The 17293-nt window shown below is 61.5% G+C and carries 14 protein-coding genes; 13 read left to right on the forward strand and 1 reads right to left on the reverse strand.

Features of this window, described 5'->3' with window-relative positions:
• The first annotated feature begins 29 nt into the window (after positions 1-29).
• From AC07VG_RS13595 to AC07VG_RS13645, 11 genes are all read left to right on the forward strand, one after another.
• A complete protein-coding gene (locus AC07VG_RS13595) occupies positions 30-1064 on the forward strand; it encodes an alkane 1-monooxygenase (protein WP_495021338.1) in 1035 nt (344 codons plus the stop codon).
• A gap of 139 nt (positions 1065-1203) precedes the next feature.
• Positions 1204-1695: an alkane oxidation protein activator PraA gene (praA, locus tag AC07VG_RS13600; RefSeq protein ID WP_495002222.1), complete on the forward strand. Its 492-nt coding sequence runs from the start codon at positions 1204-1206 to the stop codon at positions 1693-1695.
• 171 nt (positions 1696-1866) lie between these two features.
• Positions 1867-2349 carry an alkane oxidation protein activator PraB gene (gene praB / locus AC07VG_RS13605; RefSeq protein WP_495002223.1) on the forward strand — a complete coding sequence of 161 codons (483 nt, stop codon included), beginning with the start codon at positions 1867-1869 and terminating at the stop codon, positions 2347-2349.
• Between the two features lie 122 nt (positions 2350-2471).
• On the forward strand, positions 2472-3914 hold the full coding sequence (locus AC07VG_RS13610; protein WP_495002224.1) for an outer membrane protein transport protein: 1443 nt from the start codon (positions 2472-2474) through the stop codon (positions 3912-3914).
• A 289-nt stretch (positions 3915-4203) separates the two neighbouring features.
• On the forward strand, positions 4204-6729 hold the full coding sequence (locus tag AC07VG_RS13615; protein ID WP_495002225.1) for an acyl-CoA dehydrogenase: 2526 nt from the start codon (positions 4204-4206) through the stop codon (positions 6727-6729).
• Positions 6730-6760: 31 nt separating this feature from the next.
• Positions 6761-8113 carry a 3-oxoacyl-ACP reductase gene (locus AC07VG_RS13620; RefSeq protein WP_495002226.1) on the forward strand — a complete coding sequence of 451 codons (1353 nt, stop codon included), beginning with the start codon at positions 6761-6763 and terminating at the stop codon, positions 8111-8113.
• A gap of 3 nt (positions 8114-8116) precedes the next feature.
• Positions 8117-9010: a MaoC family dehydratase gene (locus tag AC07VG_RS13625; RefSeq protein ID WP_495021353.1), complete on the forward strand. Its 894-nt coding sequence runs from the start codon at positions 8117-8119 to the stop codon at positions 9008-9010.
• Positions 9007-10305: an acetyl-CoA C-acetyltransferase gene (locus AC07VG_RS13630; RefSeq protein ID WP_495021339.1), complete on the forward strand. Its 1299-nt coding sequence runs from the start codon at positions 9007-9009 to the stop codon at positions 10303-10305. The genes AC07VG_RS13625 and AC07VG_RS13630 overlap by 4 nt, the downstream gene beginning before the upstream one ends.
• A gap of 21 nt (positions 10306-10326) precedes the next feature.
• Positions 10327-12048, forward strand: coding sequence for an AMP-binding protein (locus tag AC07VG_RS13635; protein ID WP_495002228.1), 1722 nt, complete (start codon positions 10327-10329; stop codon positions 12046-12048).
• A gap of 264 nt (positions 12049-12312) precedes the next feature.
• On the forward strand, positions 12313-12717 hold the full coding sequence (locus AC07VG_RS13640; RefSeq protein ID WP_100943636.1) for a TraR/DksA family transcriptional regulator: 405 nt from the start codon (positions 12313-12315) through the stop codon (positions 12715-12717).
• A 407-nt stretch (positions 12718-13124) separates the two neighbouring features.
• Positions 13125-14534: a methyl-accepting chemotaxis protein gene (locus AC07VG_RS13645; RefSeq protein WP_495021354.1), complete on the forward strand. Its 1410-nt coding sequence runs from the start codon at positions 13125-13127 to the stop codon at positions 14532-14534.
• Between the two features lie 82 nt (positions 14535-14616).
• Here the strand turns inward: AC07VG_RS13645 and AC07VG_RS13650 are convergent, their stop codons facing one another.
• Positions 14617-15018 carry a hypothetical protein gene (locus AC07VG_RS13650; RefSeq protein ID WP_495002229.1) on the reverse strand — a complete coding sequence of 134 codons (402 nt, stop codon included), beginning with the start codon at positions 15016-15018 and terminating at the stop codon, positions 14617-14619.
• A gap of 515 nt (positions 15019-15533) precedes the next feature.
• Between AC07VG_RS13650 and AC07VG_RS13655 the strand changes: the two genes are divergently transcribed.
• Positions 15534-16004 (forward strand): hypothetical protein, encoded by a 471-nt coding sequence (locus tag AC07VG_RS13655; protein WP_495002230.1) that lies wholly within the window; start codon positions 15534-15536, stop codon positions 16002-16004.
• A gap of 116 nt (positions 16005-16120) precedes the next feature.
• Complete coding sequence (locus AC07VG_RS13660; RefSeq protein WP_495021340.1) at positions 16121-17137, forward strand: ABC transporter substrate-binding protein; 1017 nt, start codon at positions 16121-16123, stop codon at positions 17135-17137.
• Positions 17138-17293 lie beyond the last annotated feature (156 nt).

Here is a 17293-nt window from a genome sequence, read left to right on the forward strand (position 1 = left end):
TGTTCCGTTGTGATCCCGCGGAGGCTGCCATGAATGCTTCCCTGGCGGCACCTGGAACCTGGACTGACGGCAAGCGGCATCTGTGGTGGCTCGTTGCTTTGCCGATGGCCACGCCGCTATTGTCCGGCGTGTTCGCCCTCGCCACGGGCATCCAGGCCTTGTGGTGGAGCGGGGTGCTGGTGATCTTCGGGCTGATCCCGATGATTGACGGCCTGCTCGGCGAAGACCGCAGCAACCCACCGGAAGCCGTGGTTCCGGATCTTGAAAAACAAACCGACTACCGCTGGATCATCATTGCCCATGAACTGGGACACAAGACCCGGCCGCTGGAACAGTTCCTGGCAAAGTTGTCCCTGGCGCCGACCTTCTATGGCCACTTCTTCGTCGAGCACAATCGTGGTCACCACGTGCGTGTTGCCACCCCGGAAGATCCGGCCAGTTCGCGCCTTGGGGAAAGTTTCTGGAGTTTCCTGCCGCGCTCGGTGCACCACAGCCTGCGTTCGGCCTGGCGCCTGGAGCGCGAGCGGCTGGGCAAACTGGGATTGCCGGCCGTGCACTGGAAAAACACCGTGCTCGGGGCCTGGCTGTTCAGCGTGGTGATGTGGAGTGGCCTGATCCTCTGGTTGGGCAGCGCGGTGATTCCCTTCTTGCTGATCCAGGGGATCTACGGGTTCTCGCTGCTGGAAGTAGTGAACTATGTCGAACACTACGGACTGTTGCGCCAGACGCTACCCAGCGGTCGTTACGAGCGCTGTTCGCCACGGCACTCCTGGAACAGTAATCGGGTTGTCACCAATATCTTCCTCTTTCAACTTCAGCGACACTCCGATCACCATGCCTATCCGACGCGTAGTTATCAGGCCTTGCGACACTTCGATGAGTCACCGCAACTGCCTTACGGATACGCGAGCATGATGGTCTGGGCTTATGTACCGTTTCTTTGGCGACGCCTGATGGATCATCGGGTCCTGGCCCACTACGAAGGGAATATAAGACTGGCCAACTTGCAGTCGTCCAAACGCGTGGAGTTATTGGAGCGCTACGGTACCCGCCACACCTATTGAATGGAACCGTCAAACAACATGCCCACCCTTGAAAGTGCGCATGGCGGGAAAACTCACGCCGCGATTGGCGGAGGGCGCCCGAGGAAAAAATGAAGTTGGCCCATAAAAACAACAATAAGTACCAGGAAGGACCTCAACCATGCAAAGAGTTCGATTAGCTGTTCGGGTACTTGCGGTACTGCTGGGGTTGTCGGCCGTGGCACCGGCATTTGCCGCCGCGCGGATGGAACCGGCCAATAGCGAGTTCAGCGCCAAGGGTCCGATCAGTTTTGCCAAGAGCATCATCAATGCCGACTGCACCATTGAAGTCAGCGGCCGGATCAGCGCTGACGGCAGCTATGCCAGTGTCGAGAAGGTCGGTTTCGACGGCGGTTTGAAATGCGGCCAGGTCGAGGCCACGCACCTGCCCTGGAAGCTGGTGGCCAAGGATGAAGGCAGTGGCTCGATGTCCGGCATCCAGGTCACGGTGCATGCGCCGTTTGTCGGTGGCGATTGTGGACCGACCACGGCGCACGGCTCCTGGAGCAACAGCAGCGGAAAACTCCAGGCAGCCGATGTGGCGCTGGACGGTGGTTGCACTATCAAGACGGTGTCGATCCAGATGCCGGCGAACTTTCGGGTCGTACCCTGAATTGACTGACCCGGCGTTTGTCGGGTGTTGAAAAGTTACATTGCGGACTTTGAAAATTTGGCTGGAAAAGGAAGCTCGGTCGCTGTTGCTGTCGTGGTACTCCGTGTTGTCCGTTAACGGCCATTACCCCCCGGCGAAATGAATCGCCATAACATGTGAGGAATAACAACAATGAAAGGCATCAAGACTTTTGTATCGTTCACTGCCATTGCTGTCTGCTTAGGCGCGGCATCCATGGTCAACGCTGCTACCATTACTCCGGTCAATACCAACTTCAGCGCACCCGGCACCATTACGGTGAAATCCCCGGCGTCGTTCAACCTGCCCGTGACCTGCAACATCACGTTCACGGGCAAGACCGCTGTTGACGGCTCCTCGGCGTCGATTACCGCGGCCACTGTCAGTGGTTCCAACTCCCTGTGCAGTGTACCAGTGATGCAAAACCTGCCCTGGACGCTGACGCCGACCAGCACCAGTACCGCAACGGTGTCCGGCGTCAGCTTCAGTGTTATTTCAAACTGTGGCACTGCCAATATCAGCACCAACTATGGTGGCGGCGCGTTGACCGTTCCAAGTGCCCAGGCCGTGGGCAGTTGCAGCATCACCGCACTCAGCGTCGCACCTAATCCGACCTTTGTCATCACCAACCCTTGAGGTTGGGTTGAGAGCAACGTGCTGATCACTCGTTGATAAGACCGGCGCCTCCCCGGAGGCGTCTGTTGAGTGCTGGTTAGCCGGGATGACCTGTTGCGGTTGATAATAATAAGGAGTGGGGCATGAATAATAAGAAACAACAATTGCACGTCGCTGTCGCACTGGCTGTTCTGGGCGGGTTGGTGAGTGCAGGGCCTGTCGAGGCCGGCGGCTTTTCGACACCCACCTACGGTGCACCTGGCTGGGGGCGTGCTTTCGGGGGCGGTTCGCTGTTCAAGAACGACCCCAGTGCTGCCTATAACAACCCGGCGGCAATGGCCTTTATTGATCAGAGTGTGGGTCAGTTCACGGTCGACTATGCGCGTATCAAACTGAAGTATACGGGGACCGCCACCGACTATCAGGGCAATCCTGCCTCGCGGACCCCCGTGGATGCCAATGGCATTCCCGGCGACGCTGTGCCCCTGACAGGCGATGGTGGCCAAGGCGGTTTTACGGCCTGGGTTCCAACCGGGTTTCTGGTCATACCGATCAATGATCGTTTTGCTTTTGGCCTTAGCCAGGTAGTTCCGCAGGGGATGCGCAGTACCTGGGACGAAGACTGGAAAGGTCGTGACTTTGCCGTGGATACCAAGATCGAGACCGTGGGGCTCACGGGCTCGCTGTCGTTCAAGGTCAACGATGCCTTTTCGGTGGGCGGTGGTGTTATCGTGCAACACACCAATGGGTTCGTCAGCCAGAACCTCAACCTGACTGGCGCGGCGGCCTTGTCCCCGGGGCTGGGGGGCATTCCCTTCCCATCGGGCGTCGGCTCGAACCTGATGCGGGTCAAGGTGGACAATACCTCGGTCGGTTGGTTTACCGGGGTGGTCTGGAAACCGACCGATCGGGACACCCTCGGGCTGAACTATCACGCCAAGATCAAGAACAAGCTGGAGGGTAAATACAATATCTACGCCGATGCGCTCGGCAGGCAGTACACCACCCAGCCGTTGGGGCCCAATGGTGAGACGCTGGTGGGGCTGGCCTATCCTGGGCTCAGTCTTAATCCGGACGGTGCCAACGCCAGTACCCAGTTGGATATCCCCGCCACGGCCGGCCTGGACTGGGTGCATGTGTTCAGCGACCGTTTCACCCTGGGCGTCAGTGCAACCTGGACCCAGTGGTCTTCCTTCAAGGATCTGACGCTGAAGTCCGACGGCAATGTCATTGTGGCCATTCCCTATAACTACAAGGATTCCATGATGTACTCGCTGGGGGGGGACTATAAGTTCACCGATCGCCTGACGCTGCGCGCCGGTGTGGCCTTCGACCAGACGCCAACCCGTAACTCGACCCGCGACCCTCGTATTCCGGACAACGACCGCTGGTTTACTTCCCTGGGCTTCGGTTATGAAATCAAGGAAATACCGGGGTTGAGCATCGATGGCGCATATTCACGGCAGTTCGTGAAAGAGTCCCCGATCCATACCCAGAACGTGGATCGGCTCGGTGGCTCGACACTCGATGGCAAGGTAGAGGCCTCCGGCGAAGTGGTCAGTCTGTCGACGACTTACAAGTTCTGATAGCAACTTCTGTCATTGCGCTGTGCTCAGGTGCGGCGAAATTTGTAGGAGCCGGCTGGCCGGCTCCTACAGGGGCGTGCTGTGCCTTGCGGAAAGACGCTTCCAAAGAACCGACTCGATCGGTTTTTTTGTTCGGCATAAAATATAAATTTTTATTTAAAAAATAATTTTAAAACGATTCTATTCTTTGTAAGGTAGAAGCCTGCGAGTCGTCGTGTCGATGGCTGCCCCTAGCGCCATTCGCCCTCGTCGCCGGTGGTTTTTCCTGAATGTTCAAAGAGGTGTGCTCATGACTTTCTGGCTGTTGTTGGCAGTGGCGGGGGCCTTGGCCCTCGGGTATCGGCAGGCGTCCGCCCGCCTGTGGTTGGCGGGCGTGCTGGTCTGGCTGGGAAGCGGTTATCTGTTCGGTGTGGTCGGGCCACTAGGCATTGCCATCGGCGGGCTGTTGACCCTGGTCCCGGCCGTGGTGCTGGCGGTCAGACCCTTGCGTCGGGCCCTGTTTTCACGCAAGGCCTTGGTCCTGTTTCGCCGGATCATGCCGGCCATGTCCGACACCGAGCGCGCCGCGATCGAGGCCGGGACCGTCTGGTGGGACGCCGAGCTGTTCAGCGGCCAACCGCGCTGGGAGCGCCTGCTGACAGCCGCGCCGGCAAGCTTGAGCGAAGAAGAACAGGCCTTTCTCGACAACGAGGTGGAAACCCTCTGCGACATGGCCAACGACTGGGAAACCACCCAGGTCTGGCAGGACCTTTCACCCCAGGCCTGGCAGTACACCAAGGAGGCTGGCTTTCTCGGCATGATCATTCCCCGTCAATACGGCGGAAAGGGCTTCTCCCACTATGCCCATTCCCAAGTGGTGATGAAACTCTCGACCCGCTGTTCGGCGGCGGCGATCTCAGTGATGGTGCCCAACTCCCTGGGGCCGGCCGAACTGCTCCTGCATTACGGTACCGAGGCCCAGCGCCAGTACTATCTGCCTCGTCTGGCCCGGGGCGAAGACATTCCCTGTTTTGCCCTCACCAGTCCCTACGCCGGTTCCGACGCTGGGGCGATTCCCGATCTCGGGGTGGTCTGCAAGGGCACTTTCGAAGGTGAGGAAGTGCTGGGCTTCAGCGTCACCTGGGACAAGCGCTATATCACCCTGGGCCCGATCGCCACGGTGCTGGGCCTGGCGTTCCGCGCCGAAGACCCCGACGGCCTGTTGGGCAGCCCGGGCAGCCTGGGGATCACCTGCGCGTTGATCCCCACCTCCCATCCGGGGGTGCGACACGGTCGTCGACACTGGCCGCTCAACGCGGTGTTCCAGAACGGTCCGACCCAGGGCAAGCAGGTCTTTATTCCCCTGGGGTGGGTGATCGGCGGTCGCGAGCAGGTCGGTAATGGCTGGCTCATGCTGATGGAATGCCTGGCCGCCGGCCGGGTGATTTCCCTGCCTTCGGCCAATGTCGGCCTAGGCAAGGTCGCCGTGCGCGGCATCACGGCCTATGCCGCGATGCGCAAGCAGTTCGGCTTGCCCATCGGCAAGTTCGAAGGGGTACAGGCGCCGCTGGCGCGCATGGCCGGGCATCTGTATGCCTGCGATGCGGTGCGCAAGGTCTCGGTGGCCGCCCTGGATGCCGGCGAGAAACCCTCGGTGATCTCCGCCATCGCCAAGTACCACGTGACCGAGCGGGCCCGGGCCATTGTCAACGACGGCATGGACATCGCCGCCGGCAAGGGTATCTGCATGGGGCCGAACAACTTCCTGGCCCGGGCCTACCAGCAAAGCCCGATTGCCATCACGGTGGAGGGCGCGAATATCATGACCCGCTGCCTGATCATCTATGGCCAGGGGCTGATCCGCTGTCATCCCTACGTATTGCGTGAAATGGAGGCGGCCCGTCGCCAGGGGCCCGAGGGGCTGGAAGCTTTCGACCAGGCGATGTTCGGCCATATCGGTTTTGTCCTGGCCAACACGGTCCGGGCCGCGGTGCACGGGCTGACGGCCGGCCGGCTACTCAAGGCGCCGGCGCAAAGCGATCCGGCACTGGCTCCTTATTATCGGCAGATCGAGCGCCTGTCGGTGGTGCTGGCGCTGGCCTCGGATATTTCCATGGGCGTGCTGGGCGGGGCCCTCAAGCGCAAGGAAAGTATCACCGGGCGGCTTGGCGATATCCTCTCGCAGCTCTACATCCTGTCTTGTGTCCTCAAGCGCTTCGATGACGACGGCCGGTCACGTGCGGACCTGCCGCTGGTGCACTGGGCGGCCCAGGACGCCCTGTGGCGCGCCCATGAAGCCTTGAGCGAAACCCTCGATAATTATCCTTCGAAAGCGGCCAGCCGGATCATTCGCGGCCTGGCGTTTCCGTTCGGCATAGCCCGGGGCAAACCTTCCGATCGGCTGCTGGCCGAAGTCGCCGAACTGGTGCAAACCCCGGGCGAGAGTCGCGACCGGTTGCTGGCCGACTCCTATATCCCGCAGCCGGATATCGACAAGCTGGCCTACGGCGAGCTGGCGTTCCGCTTGCTGCCCCAGGTGGAACTGATTGACGCGCGCCTGAAACCGGCCGTTCGCCAGGGGCTGGTGGCGCCGTTGCCGATTTCCCGCGAGGCCTTCGGCCCTTGGCGGGCCTTGGCTCTGGACTTGCAACTGATCAGTGGTGAAGAGGACGAGCTGCTTGGGCGCTATGTTGAATATGCCGACCATGCGATCCAGGTGGATGATTTTCCCCAGGACTTTGGTCTGTTGGAGGCGTTGCAGCGGCGCCAGGCGTATCTCGACCAGGCCGACAAAAACCTGGGCAAGCGTCGGGTAGCCGCGGGCAACCCGGTTTAATGATTTTTCTCGGGTTTATCGGAATCTAATCATGGCTGATGGTTACCTTTCGTTCGTCAATACCCCCTGGGGCCGCTGGCTCGCCCGTACCCTGGGCTTACCGCAACCCTTGCCGTTGCGACGTTATCGTCAAGGCCAGTCAGGCAACTTGCTCAACCCGGTGGTGCTGGCTGCCGGGCCGCAGGGCCGCCTGCTGGGCGAGCTGCAACGGATCTTCGCCGCTACCGAGACCGTGGCTGCGGTCCCGGCGAGCATTGATGCGCCGTCCACGGTCAAGGTCCAGGGGCTGGTCTTCGATGCCAGCGGCCTGGCTGAAGTGCAGCAACTGGACGAGTTGTACCGGTTCTTCCACGCCAATGTCCGGCGCCTGAATGCCCATGGCCGGGTGCTGGTCCTCGGCACGCCGCCGGAACTGTGCGCGACACTGGCCCAGACCGTGGCGCAACGGGCCCTGGAGGGTTTTGTGCGTTCCCTGGGCAAGGAGCTGCGGCGGGCGATCACTGCGCAACTGTTGTACGTCGAGCCTGGTGCCGAGACGGAAATGGACAGCAGCCTGCGTTTCTTCCTGTCCCGGCGCTCGGCGTTTGTCTGCGGTCAGGTGGTGCGGATCACCGAGTCGGTGGATGTGCCCGGGGATATTCTCTGGGACAAGCCGCTTACCGGGAAACGTGCCCTAGTGACCGGGGCCTGTCGCGGCATCGGCCTGGCCATCGCCCAGGCACTGACCGGTGAGGGCGCCCAGGTTATTTGCCTGGATATTCCAGCGGTGGAAGCCGAGTTGCAAGGCGTGGCGGCATCCCTCGGGGGAACCGCGCTGGCCCTGGATATTACCGCGCCCCAGGCGGTCGAGCGGCTGCTGACATGCGCTGGCGAGCAGGGTGCTTTCGATATCGTCGTGCACAACGCCGGCATCACCCAGGACAAGACCCTGGCGAAAATGACCGAAGCCGCCTGGCGCAAGGTCATGGCGGTGAATCTGGAGGCACCGTTGCGGTTGAGCACGGCCCTGCTGGAGGGGCAGGCGATCAATCCTGGCGGGCGGATTATCGGCGTGTCGTCGATTTCCGGCATCGCCGGCAACCTGGGGCAAAGCAACTACGCCGCGTCCAAGGCCGGGGTGATCGGATTGGTCCAGGGGCTGGCGGCATTGGCCGCGCGCCAGCAGGTGACGGTCAATGCGGTGGCACCGGGGTTTATCGAAACCCAGATGACCGCGAAGATTCCCTGGCTGATCCGTGAGGCAGGACGGCGGATGAATTCATTGGCCCAGGGCGGGCAACCCGAGGACGTCGCGCAAACCATTGCCTGGCTGGCGCATCCGGCTTCCGGCGGGATCAATGGACAGGTGGTCCGCGTCTGCGGGCAAAGCCTGCTGGGGGCCTGAATGATGAAAGCCGACTCCTCGATTCGTCTCATCGACCCGCCGCCTTCCGGCGCCCGCCTGCTCTGGCTCGGCCTGCGCAGCTTGCGTAAACCCAAGCTCGACGGGCCGCCGCGCTTGCCCGATGAACGACTGGTCCGGCCGGCGGTGGAGTTGCTGGACGCGGACATTAGCCGTTACGCCCGGGCCTGTAGCTTTCGCCCTGAACATGGGGTGCCGTTGCCGTTTCCCCATAACCTGGCCCTGCCTCTGCACTTGCTGTTGCTGACCAGCCCGACCTTTCCCTGGCCGGCCAGCGGCATGGTCCACCTGGCCAATCGCATTCGCCAGTATCAGCGCCTGGAGATCGGGCAGGCCTTGCGCCTGGAGGTGCATTGCGAGCGCTGGGTGGCACACCCCAAGGGCCAGGCGGTGCAGATCGTCACCCGGGCCAAAGGCGGTGGCGGCCTGGTCTGGGAAAGTGAAAGCCTGTATCTGCGCCGTGGCGTGGTCACGCCCCAGGGCGAGCCCTGGCAGGGCGCATTGGACCTGGACGAAGCGGCCCTGGTGTGGACCCAGCGCTGGTCGTTGCCGGCGGACCTGGGGCGGCGTTTTGCCCGGGTGTCCGGCGATCACAATCCGATCCATACCTCCTGGCTGGGGGCGCGCCTGTTCGGTTTTCCGCGGGCCATTGCCCATGGCATGTGGACCCTGGGTCGGGCGCTGGCGGCGCAACAACCGCCGTATCCGCTGGCGGCCGCCGAGCTGACTTGCGAGTTCAAACTGCCGATCTTCCTGCCCGGCGGTGCCACGCTGTGGAATGTGCCGCCGACCGGCACGCGCCATGAGTTCGAAGTGCGCAACAGGGCGGGGGACAAACCGCATATGCGCGGGCTTTTTATCCGGGGAGATCGGTCATGAGTCACTACAGTTTCAATCCGGCGCCGGTGCGTCGGGTCGCCATCCTCGGTGGCAATCGGGTTCCGTTTGCCCGTTCCAACACCGTCTACGCCCAGGACAGTAACCAGGATCTGCTGGTAGCCGCCTTGCAGGGCTTGATCGATCGTTACGGCCTGGAGGGCAAGCGCCTGGGGGAGTTCGCCGCCGGGGCGGTGATCAAGCACTCGCGGGATTTCAACCTGGCCCGCGAGTCCCTGCTGTCCACCACCCTGTCGCCGCAGACCCCGGCCTACGATGTGCAGCAAGCCTGCGGCACCGGTCTTGAGGCAGCGTTGCTGGTGGCCAACAAGATTGCCCTGGGGCAGATCGAGGTGGGAATCGCCGGCGGTGCCGATACCACCTCGGATGCGCCCATCGCGATCAACGAAGCCCTGCGTCAGATCCTGCTGCGGGCCAACCGGGCCAAGGGCCTGGGCGACAAGCTGCGCAGCCTGCTCGGGGTCCGTCCGGGGATGTTCTTCAACCCGCTGTTGCCGCGCAACGGCGAACCGCGTACCGGCTTGTCCATGGGCGAGCATTGCGAGGAAATGGCCAAGCGCTGGCAGATCCGCCGACTGGCCCAGGACGAACTGGCCCTGGCCAGTCACCAACACCTTGATGTCGCCTACAAGCGCGGTTTCCTCGATGACCTGATCAGCCCTTATCGCGGGCTGAAACGCGATAACAACCTGCGCGCCGATAGCAGCCTGGAGAAGCTCGCCGGTCTGGGGCCGGCTTACGACAAACGCAACGGCACCCTGACCGCCGGCAACTCGACGCCGTTGACCGATGGGGCCTCGGTGGTCCTGCTGGCGAGCGAGGAATGGGCCCGGGCGAACAACCAGCGGGTGCTGGCTTATCTGCGTACCGGCGAAACCGCGGCGGTGAATTTCGTCGATGGTACCGAGGGCTTGCTGATGGCACCGGCCTATGCCGTGCCGCGAATGCTCGCCCGCGAAAGCCTGACGCTGCAGGACTTCGACTTCTACGAGATCCACGAAGCCTTTGCCGCCCAGGTGCTTTGCACCCTGAAGGCCTGGGAGGACCCCGACTATTGTCGTGAACGCCTCGGCCTGGACGCCGCGTTGGGCTCGATCGACCGTGACAAGCTCAACGTCAATGGCGGCTCCCTGGCCTGCGGGCATCCATTTGCCGCCACCGGCGGGCGCCTGCTGGCGACCTTGGCCAAGGCCATCGACGAGCGCGGTCAGGGACGCGGACTGATCTCCGTGTGTGCCGCCGGCGGGCTGGGCGTGACCGCCATCGTCGAAAAATAAAACAACAACAAGGAGACTGCCATGAGTGTCGCAAGCCTGCACAGCATTGATCAGCGCATCTGGTTGAACGCCTACCAGCCGGGGGTTCCCGCCGATATCGAAACCGAAATCGACCGTTATCCATCGTTGCGCGAGGTGTTTCTCGAACATATGGAGAAATATCGCGAGCGCGTTGCGTACGTCAGCATCGGGACCGAGATGGGCTACCTCGAATGGGAGCGGCGCGCCTTTGCCTTTGCCGCCTGGCTGCAGTCCCGGGGGGTGAAGAAGGGCGATCGTGTAGCCCTGATGATGCCCAACTGCCTGCAATACCCGATCTGTCTGTTCGGGACCCTGCTGGTGGGGGCCGTGGTGGTCAACGTCAATCCGCTGTACACCGCCCATGAGCTCAGGCACTTGCTCAAGGACAGCGGTGCCGAGACCGTGGTGATCTTCGAGAACTTCGCCCACACCCTGGAGCAGGCGCTGCCCGGCAGTGCGCTGAAAAACATCGTGGTGGCGGCAATCGGCGATCTGGTGGGGACGTTCAAGGGCGCGGCCTTGAACTTTGTGCTGCGACATGTCCAGAAACAGGTGCCGCGCTTCCATCTGCCGGGGGCGATCCGTTTTCCACGGCTGATGAAGCAGGCCGCGAGGTTGCAGGCCAGGAAGGTCAAGCTGGCCCACGATGACATTGCCTTCCTGCAATACACCGGCGGCACCACGGGTGATGCCAAGGGGGCGATGCTCACCCATCGTAATATCCTCGCCAATCTGATGCAGGCCAAGGCCTGGGTTGGCAACCAGCTGGATGAGCGCCAGCAGGAAACCAATGTCACCCTGCTGCCGCTGTATCACGTGCTGTCGCTGACGGTGAACTGCCTGATGTTCATGTGCCTGGGCGGGCGCAATATCCTGATCGCCAACCCCCGTGATGTGAAGCGGGTGCAGATGATCCTGCGCAAGGAGAAGTTCAGTGGCATCGTCGGGGTCAACACCCTGTTCAACGGGCTGCTGGAAAGCGCGGACTTCCGTGCTCGCGACTTTTCCGATCTGAAGCTGGCGATTGCCGGCGGCATGGCCACCCATACCGCCGTGGCCCGGCGTTGGAAGGAGGTGACCGGGGTGCCGATCATCGAAGGCTACGGGCTGACTGAGTGTTCGCCGGTGGTCAGTATCAGCCCGATCGATATCGCGCGGATGCGCGAGGGCGACTTCAGCGGGACCATTGGCGTGCCATTGCCGTCGACCTGGGTGCGGTTCATGCGCGAAGACGGCGAGTTGGCCGAGCTTGGCGAAGAGGGCGAGTTGCAGGTCCGTGGCCCGCAGGTAATGAAAGGCTACTGGCAGCGCCCGGAGGAGACCGCCCAAGTGCTGGACCGGGCTGGGTGGCTGTCGACCGGCGACATCGGGGTGATGAATGGACAGGGTTTCATTCGCCTGGTGGATCGTAAGAAGGACATGATCCTGGTCTCAGGTTTCAACGTGTACCCCAACGAGATCGAGGATGTGGTCGCCCTGCACCCCGGTGTCGCGGAAGTGGCGGCCATCGGTGTGGCCGATCAGGTGACCGGGGAGCGGGTGAAGATCTTCGTGGTGCGCAAGGATCCGGCCTTGAGCGAGGCCCAACTGTTGGCGCATTGCCGGGAGTATCTGACGGGGTACAAGGTGCCGCGGATTGTCGAGTTTCGCACCGAGGAGCTGCCCAAGACCACCGTGGGCAAAGTGCTACGCCGCGCGCTGCGTGACCATTTGTCTCCTTAACAGGCGCTTTGCGGCGAATTTCTTGTTATAAACACACTCCGATACGTCTCCACGGGACGGGCGCCAGAGCGCCTGTGTGGGCGTATCGGAGGTTTTTGCTGTCATTTCAGTTGCTGACTCGATAACTCGGCCTTAGACTGCCGCCCCTCGTAAATTGAGTGCCGGGTGGCGCTTGGAATGGACGGCGCCTTTCTGTGCATCCCCTCAGGTGTGCAGAACGCTCCCTAATTCGCCTTAATGCACGTATTTTCTATAGAGAAATCAATGACAAAGGAAAAGTTGCTGGCCATGCCGGCGGACGACTACATGAACGCCGAGCAACTGGCTTTCTTTACCGAGCTGTTGCAAGCGATGAAAGTCGAAACCCACGAGCGTATCGAGCAGAACCGTATTGCCATCGAGAGTCTCGATACCCCGGCTGATCCGGCTGACGCCGCTTCCGTTGAAGAAGAACGTACCTGGCTGGTGAACGCCATCGACCGCGACCAGCGTATGCTGCCGCAGCTGGAACAGGCGCTGCTGCGCATCAACGACGACTCCTTCGGCTGGTGCGACGACAGTGGCGAGGCGATCGGCCTCAAGCGCCTGCTGATCAGCCCGACCACCAAGTACTGCATCGAAGCCCAGGAACGTCACGAGCAGATCGACAAGCACCAGCGCCAAGCTTGATCTGCCCTCGGTAGCCGGCTTGCCGGCGATCCGGAACGATGCGCTGTTTCTGTCAATCCGCGCATCGTTCATCGCCAGCAAGCCCGGCTCCATACTTGACCCACAGCAACTATTGTTGATTCAAGCGCCCTACAACTAACGGACCATAGCTAATGGCCCTATAGTGGCGTTTAATGGAAAAAAACAATTAGACGCTCACGGTGGGTAAGTACATGTCTGGAGAAGGAATTCTGCCTGGGGTCGGGTCGCATGTGGCCGCGCAATCGAAACCGGCGCGGCGCTGGCTGACACCTTTGATACAGAGTGTGGGGCTGGCGTTATTGTTGTCCACCATGGCCTTTGCCGGTTGGCCCTTGGGCGTTTGTCTGCCCCTGGCGCTGTTGCTGGTCTGGCTGCCGCGCCTGCGGATGCGCCAGGCCCCGGTGTTATCGGTCCAGAGCAGCGACGATGCCCTGGCGCAATTGACCCGTGACCTTTCCCATACCACCAGTCATAACGCTCTGTCCGCCGCCGGCGTGGCCTTTTCGGTCAAGCAACTGGCCGGCAAGGTGCAGTCGCAACTCAGCGCCGCTGCGCAGATTGTCGCCAGCGCCGAACAGGTCATTGACACCGAGCAGGCCACCTCGCAATTGAGCCAGCAGGCCCTGGGTTCAGCCAGCGAGGCCCGCAGCAGCAGCGCCGAAGGGCATACGGTGCTATCGGAGTCCATCGGTCGCATGCACCGACTCAGCCAGCAGGCCAACGCCAGCCGCGAATTGATCGAGGCCTTGAGCCTGCGCAGCGAGGAAATCCAGCGGGTGACCCTGGTGATCCAGGCGATCGCCAGCCAGACCAACCTGCTGGCCCTCAACGCCGCCATCGAAGCGGCGCGCGCCGGCGAGCATGGTCGCGGCTTTGCCGTGGTGGCCGACGAAGTCCGTGGGTTGGCCGGGCGCACCGCCACGGCGACCGATGAGGTTGGGGTCATGGTGGCCGATATCCAGCAACGCACCACCCAGGTCGTCGGACAGATTCGCCAACTGGCCGAGGACCTGGACGGTGGCGTGGAGCAGGTCGAGAATACCGGTCGGCATCTGGAAAATATCGCCGGTCTGGCCGCCAGTGTCGAAGCCCAGGTCGGCGAGATCGCCCGCGGCGCCCAGAGCAACCGCGAGCAACTGGAGAGTTTGTTCACGGCGGTGGAGCAGATGCGCGGTGATCTGGCTGTCAGCGACCAGCAGACCCGCCATCTGACCCAGGCGGCGATCCAGATGGAAGGGCAGGCCGAGACCATCAGCCAACGCCTCGCCGAGGTCGGCCTGGATGACTACCACCAGCGGGTCTACGACCTGGCCCGGGAAGGGGCCGGACAGATTGCCGCGCGTTTCGAGGCGGATATCGAGCAGAGCCGCATCAGTCTCGATGACCTGTTCGACCGCACTTACCAGCCGATTGCCAATACTTCACCGGCCAAATACCAGACGCGTTTCGACCGTTACACCGATCAGGTCCTGCCGGCAATCCAGGAGCCTTTGCTGGCCCGCCATGAAGGCCTGGTGTTCGCCATTGCCTGTACGCCCCAGGGCTATGTGCCGACCCATAACCAGGCGTTTTGCCGGCCGCTGAGCGGCGACCCGCAGCAGGATGCGCTGCACAATCGGACCAAGCGCAAGTTCGATGACCGTACGGGGATCCGCTGTGGCAGCCACCAGCAGCCGCTGCTGTTGCAGACCTACACCCGTGATACCGGTGAGTTGATGCATGACCTGTCGGTGCCGATCATGGTCAAAGGCCGCCATTGGGGCGGATTGCGCCTGGGCTACAAGCCGGAAAAATAAGGCTGTGAGCGACACTGAACGATAGCCGCCGGCTTGCTGGCGATGGCGTCGGTTCAAGCGCCGCAAGACCGTGGGGAGTTACTCAGGCCGAGGTGTCGATCATCCCGGCCATCAGCTTTTCCGCCATGAACAATGCGCTACTGGTGCCATTCAATGCGCTGCCAATAGCGGCAACTTGCGCTTTGGCCGGTTGGACCGCGGCTTCGCGAGCGGCTTCGTCGAGGTGACGGGCGCTTTTGGTCGCCGCCAGCTGCGCATTGGCCTTGCGCAGTTTTTGCTGAAGCTGCTCGATCTGTGCCCTGAGCTTCTTGACCCGATCCTTCGCCGCCTTTGCATTGGCCGCGAGACTGTCGCCCGGCAGATTCGACCCACGCTCTTCGCCCGCCAGCGGGCCGGACGACAGACGGCTGCTGGAGCTGCCAGTCTCTTCGAGTGGCGACAGCAGGAACGCGGACGGGGTCAGGGATGGATTCAAGTTGATCATCGGTGATCCTCATGGAATGACGCTTGCCAGCTTATCGACCGCAGGGCGTCGGTCTGTAGGGGCGAAGAGGGTTTTGACAAGGTATTTGCGACAGACTGGACACAATCGAGTACTTTTTGTCTTGTAAGAGGCTACCCACGGGTAGTTTGATTGGCCCGAATGGCCTGACGTGTTCTAGAATCACTCTCTGTGCCAGGGGACTGATTTCATCCAGGGCATTTTTTGCAATCTGCATGTCGGAAATTACTTTTTTTCAAGAAGGCCTTCCCTCGCAAATTCAGTTGCCGGTTTCCCGTGATCGGTGCAATGCGGTGTTTTCCTTCAAGCGCTGATGACGCTTCGCAGAAGTCATGGGACCTTGTATCCATTAGGCTTTCTGCGCACCGGTGGCCATCGCCAGGCCACCGGGGCAAACACCAGGGCTTTCTATTCAGTAACCGGCGGCAGTGACCGATCGTTTTGTGTTGCCTGACACTTGCCGGGCGGCTTCATTTTTCGAGTTTGAGGACTTTTCGTTGGCAGTCAGTAATCTGGATATGCATGCACTGTTTGTACTGGGGGATCTTCGGGCCAAGCTGGTCAAACAGTTTCAATCACGTTTTGTCTATATCACCGAACAAACCGCCGAAGGCATCTACATTGCCGAGATCGACACCGAAACTTCCCTGGTGGTCGATGACAAGCCGCGCCTGGAACTGAAAGTGGGCGACCATTTTCGCGCCGCGGTATTGCCCAGTCGCGAAGGCGGCAAGTTCGACATCAAGTTTCGCGAGATCAAACTGACGGTCTATGGCCTGGGCGACTATGCCTATGTCAGCGTGCCGGAAGGCCATGGCATTGTATTCAAGGAAGGGCATACCGTCGTGATGGTGTTTGCCGCCCACGAACAGTTGCAGGGTACCTTGAGCAAGACGCTCAAGGACGTGACCAAGAAGGCTGCCCGCTGGCGCAAGGGTGAACTGACCTTCAAGGCCAGCGAACAATGAGTTTGACCTGATCGCTGGCGCGGCAATCCGGGAACCTCGACTACAGTTCAAGTGACTGAAGATTTCTGGGCTTTCGGCCTTTTCGCCGAGAGACGACCTGCGATTGAGGTAATTCCATGAAAGGATTTCGCGCGCTGTTCGCCAGCGCCCTGACGGTACTCTGTGTCAGCACCATGCCGCTTGCGGTTCGGGCCGCTCCCCAGCCGATCCACTTTGCCGACCTGAACTGGGAAAGTGGCAGCCTGATTACCGATATCCTGCGATATATCGTCGAAAAAGGTTACGGCCTGCCAACCGATATGCTGCCCGGCACTACCGTGACCCTGGAAACGGCCCTGGCCAGGAATGATATCCAGGTGATCGGCGAGGAGTGGGCCGGACGCAGCCCGGTGTGGGTCAAGGCTGAAGCGGCGGGTGAGGTCGCGGCCATTGGCGATACCGTCAAGGGTGCGACGGAGGGTTGGTGGGTGCCCGAGTACGTGATCAAGGGTGATCCGGAGCGCGGTATCAAGCCCCTGGCGCCGGATCTGCGCGGGGTCGCGGACCTGGCCCGTTACAAGGATGTCTTCCGCGATCCGGAGTCCCCGGATAAGGGCCGCTTTCTCAACAGCCCGATCGGCTGGACATCGGAAATCGTCAACCAGCAGAAGCTCAAGGCCTATGGCCTGACCGACAGTTATGTGAACTTTCGCAGTGGTTCCGGGGCGGCACTGGATGCGGAGATCACCTCGTCGATTCGTCGTGGCAAGCCGATCCTGTTCTACTACTGGTCGCCGACGCCGCTGTTGGGCAAGTTCAAGCTGGTCCAGTTGGAGGAACCGGCCTTTGATGCGCAAGCCTGGAAAACCCTGACGGACGCGAATAATCCCGACCCCAAACCGAGCCGTTCGCTGGCCTCGAAGTTGAGCATTGGCGTCTCGGCGCCGTTCAAGAAGCAATATCCGCAGGTGGTGGCGTTTTTCAGCAAGGTCGACCTGCCGATCGGTGTGTTGAACCAGGCGCTGGCGAAGATGAGCGAGGAGCGCCTGCCGCCACGTCAGGTGGCAGAGGCTTTCCTCAAGGAACATCCGGAGATCTGGAAGGCCTGGTTGCCCGGGGATGTGGCCAACAAGGTTGCCGCCAGTCTCAAATAACATTCAATTTGAAAAGTGCAGATAGTCTGTGGGGTGGAGTTTTTACAGGGGGCTTGGGTGGGATGGAGCTTTAGTGAAGTAGAGCCGTTGTGGGGGGGGGGGGGGGGGGGGGGGGGGGGGGGGGGGGGGGGGGGGGGGGGGGGGGGGGGGGGGGGG

Source organism: Pseudomonas sp. GW821-FHT03C07 (assembly GCF_059420925.1).

What these genes read in the sequence shown, in the direction of transcription:
- AC07VG_RS13595 (WP_495021338.1), top strand. Translation starts at nt 30, where the DNA reads ATGAATGCTTCCCTGGCGGCACCTGGAACCTGGACTGACGGCAAGCGG.
- praA (WP_495002222.1), top strand. Translation starts at nt 1,204, where the DNA reads ATGCAAAGAGTTCGATTAGCTGTTCGGGTACTTGCGGTACTGCTGGGG.
- praB (WP_495002223.1), top strand. Translation starts at nt 1,867, where the DNA reads ATGAAAGGCATCAAGACTTTTGTATCGTTCACTGCCATTGCTGTCTGC.
- AC07VG_RS13610 (WP_495002224.1), top strand. Translation starts at nt 2,472, where the DNA reads ATGAATAATAAGAAACAACAATTGCACGTCGCTGTCGCACTGGCTGTT.
- AC07VG_RS13615 (WP_495002225.1), top strand. Translation starts at nt 4,204, where the DNA reads ATGACTTTCTGGCTGTTGTTGGCAGTGGCGGGGGCCTTGGCCCTCGGG.
- AC07VG_RS13620 (WP_495002226.1), top strand. Translation starts at nt 6,761, where the DNA reads ATGGCTGATGGTTACCTTTCGTTCGTCAATACCCCCTGGGGCCGCTGG.
- AC07VG_RS13625 (WP_495021353.1), top strand. Translation starts at nt 8,117, where the DNA reads ATGAAAGCCGACTCCTCGATTCGTCTCATCGACCCGCCGCCTTCCGGC.
- AC07VG_RS13630 (WP_495021339.1), top strand. Translation starts at nt 9,007, where the DNA reads ATGAGTCACTACAGTTTCAATCCGGCGCCGGTGCGTCGGGTCGCCATC.
- AC07VG_RS13635 (WP_495002228.1), top strand. Translation starts at nt 10,327, where the DNA reads ATGAGTGTCGCAAGCCTGCACAGCATTGATCAGCGCATCTGGTTGAAC.
- AC07VG_RS13640 (WP_100943636.1), top strand. Translation starts at nt 12,313, where the DNA reads ATGACAAAGGAAAAGTTGCTGGCCATGCCGGCGGACGACTACATGAAC.
- AC07VG_RS13645 (WP_495021354.1), top strand. Translation starts at nt 13,125, where the DNA reads ATGCGCCAGGCCCCGGTGTTATCGGTCCAGAGCAGCGACGATGCCCTG.
- AC07VG_RS13650 (WP_495002229.1), bottom strand. Translation starts at nt 15,018, where the DNA reads ATGATCAACTTGAATCCATCCCTGACCCCGTCCGCGTTCCTGCTGTCG.
- AC07VG_RS13660 (WP_495021340.1), top strand. Translation starts at nt 16,121, where the DNA reads ATGAAAGGATTTCGCGCGCTGTTCGCCAGCGCCCTGACGGTACTCTGT.